Source organism: Candidatus Obscuribacterales bacterium (assembly GCA_036703605.1).
Classification (GTDB): domain Bacteria; phylum Cyanobacteriota; class Cyanobacteriia; order RECH01; family RECH01; genus RECH01.
The window spans coordinates 1-2,296 of the sequence record DATNRH010000912.1 but is presented as its reverse complement, the minus strand read 5'-3'; the positions used below and the strand labels follow the sequence as shown (position 1 = coordinate 2,296).

The following is a 2,296-nucleotide window of genomic DNA, read 5'->3' as shown; positions in this document are numbered from 1 at the left end:
TATCACCAAGTTTAGCAACTATGCTAGATACGTTCCAGTCAGCCCTTTATCAGCGGCTACAAGCATTTGAACTAGACGACCCAAACCACGAGTTTGGGTTTACTCGCCAGCTCATGAGAAACCAGGGTTGGTCTCTAATCTACACCCAGAGAGCGATCGCAGAGTATAAAAAGTTTGCCTTCCTCACGGTCGTTGCTAAGCATCAAGTAGTGCCCTCTGATCAGGTAGACCAGGTATGGCACGCCCATTTGCTCCTCACCCAGTCCTATTGGGACGAGTTTTGCCCCAAGGTGTTGGGGAAGATACTACACCATCATCCAGCACGGGGAGGACGGTTAGAGCGCGCAGAATTCCATCGTCTTTACGCGCAAACCATCGCAAGCTATCAGCAGGTTTGGGGTTCTCCTCCCATTGACCTTTGGTCACCAACCGATGTGCGGTTTGGCACAGAACTCAACATGCAGCGAGTGAGCTTAAACGATCATTGGGTCATTCCCAAGCGATATCCTTACCTGAAATTCATCCAACCTCTGAGCATCATGGGCATCATTGCCCTTGTGACCATTGGCTGGATCAGCGCGGCACAAGGATCTACCATTGAACCGGCGGCAAGTCATGTATCTATCAATCCGTCTGTTGTTGCTCTTTGTAGCTCTGCTATCCTTGGACTGATGGTACGCTATATAATCCGAAGTCCCGACCAACAACCACAAAGACCTCAACTGGATATATATCAGATGGCTTATTTAGAAGGCGGGAAAGCACGAGCTGTGGACTTAGCGATTATGCAACTGGTATATCAAGGATATCTGTATCTCAATGTCCGACATCGAACTTTTGCTATCGCAAAGTGGCTGCCACCTGAAGCAACTAGTCTAGAACGACAATTGATGCAACAGGTTTGTCTAACTCCATCCCTACAAGATCTACGGCGAGTCAGTCAATACGACATGAATGGTCTACAAAGATCCCTAGAGCAAGAAAAACTGTTGATGAAAGGATGGGCCGCTTGTATGGGAAAAAGTTTGGGATACTTTATCTTCATGACAATTTTTAGTGGAATATTGATATCAGTTGTTGAGCAGTCTCTGGGTATTCAAATCCCAGATATGAATAGCTTTACAGTTCTGCATCAATCGATTGGTATTGCTACTTTATGCTGTTTTGTACCTGGTGGGCGTACCCGTTGGGGTATTCGAACACTGATAGATATCAAGAACAACCACGATGCCTACAATCTCGCGCAGCGATTTGCCCTTTATGGGTATACTGTTCTTTCTGGGGGAGTCTTGGACGATTTGAAGCAGATTTTTAGCGCAGAAGATGCTGCTATGAGTAGTGGCGGCTGTGGCTGCTAGTACCCCATGGCGAAAGTCGTCTTATCGAATCCGGTTGAATATTCATGACTGTAAAAGCCGGCATTCGATTCCCTGCTTGACTCTCACTTTAGCAAAAGAGCTACAGGCATCTGAATTGCCCAAGCCTTGAATGCAATTGTGCGTCTAACTGGATTTGATATAATGCAAGCAAGTCTTGTTGGGGTTCGGGTCATACTATGAGGATAATGAAAGATAAGATCAAGCCCCTCATAGTATGAGAATGCAAGAGGCTGTTCCGAGCGTCATCAAATTTTTCGAACACATATCAGGAGTTTTAAGTATGTTAAACGTTTTTGCTGATCGCGGTGGAACATTTACGGATCTTGTAGCGGTGACAGATGATAGCGCGATCGCTGAACGTCTCTCTAGCCAACCTCGTTTTCAGGTGGCAGTCTTGCCCCGTCAGCAGTGGGTGATTGTGTACAAACTGCTGTCAGAACAGCCCAATCGCTATGCAGACGCCGTCATTCAGGGCATTCGCGATATTCTAGGTCTGGCTGCCCATGAACCTATTCCCGCTGGACAACTGCAGCGGGTGAAAATGGGAACGACTGTGGCGACCAATGCTTTATTGGAACGGAAGGGCGATCGCACCCTACTCGTCACCACCCGCGGATTCCAGGATGTTCTACGCATTGGCTATCAAAACCGCCCCAACATCTTTGCCCGGGAGATTATATTACCCGATATGCTCTATGAGCAGGTGCTAGAGGTGAATGAGCGTTACACGGCTGAGGGTGAGGAACATATTGCCCTCAGCGCTGCCGAGCTAGAGCGCATTATCCAGGCCATGCAGGCAGCCTACGATGATGGAATTCGCAGTTGCGCCATTGTATTCATCCATGGCTATCGCTATCCCGACCATGAACAGGCCATTGCAGCGATCGCCCATCAAGTTGGCTTCTCTCAAGTTTCCG

The 2,296-nt window shown here is 48.0% G+C and carries 2 protein-coding genes; both read left to right on the top strand.

Features of this window, described 5'->3' with window-relative positions; translation table 11 throughout:
• The first annotated feature begins 248 nt into the window (after positions 1–248).
• Positions 249–1,358 (top strand): TIGR04222 domain-containing membrane protein, encoded by a 1,110-nt coding sequence (locus V6D20_18730; GenBank protein HEY9817815.1) that lies wholly within the window; start codon positions 249–251, stop codon positions 1,356–1,358.
• Positions 1,359–1,659: 301 nt separating this feature from the next.
• A partial coding sequence (locus V6D20_18725; protein ID HEY9817814.1) for a hydantoinase/oxoprolinase N-terminal domain-containing protein occupies positions 1,660–2,296 on the top strand: 637 nt, incomplete at its 3' end.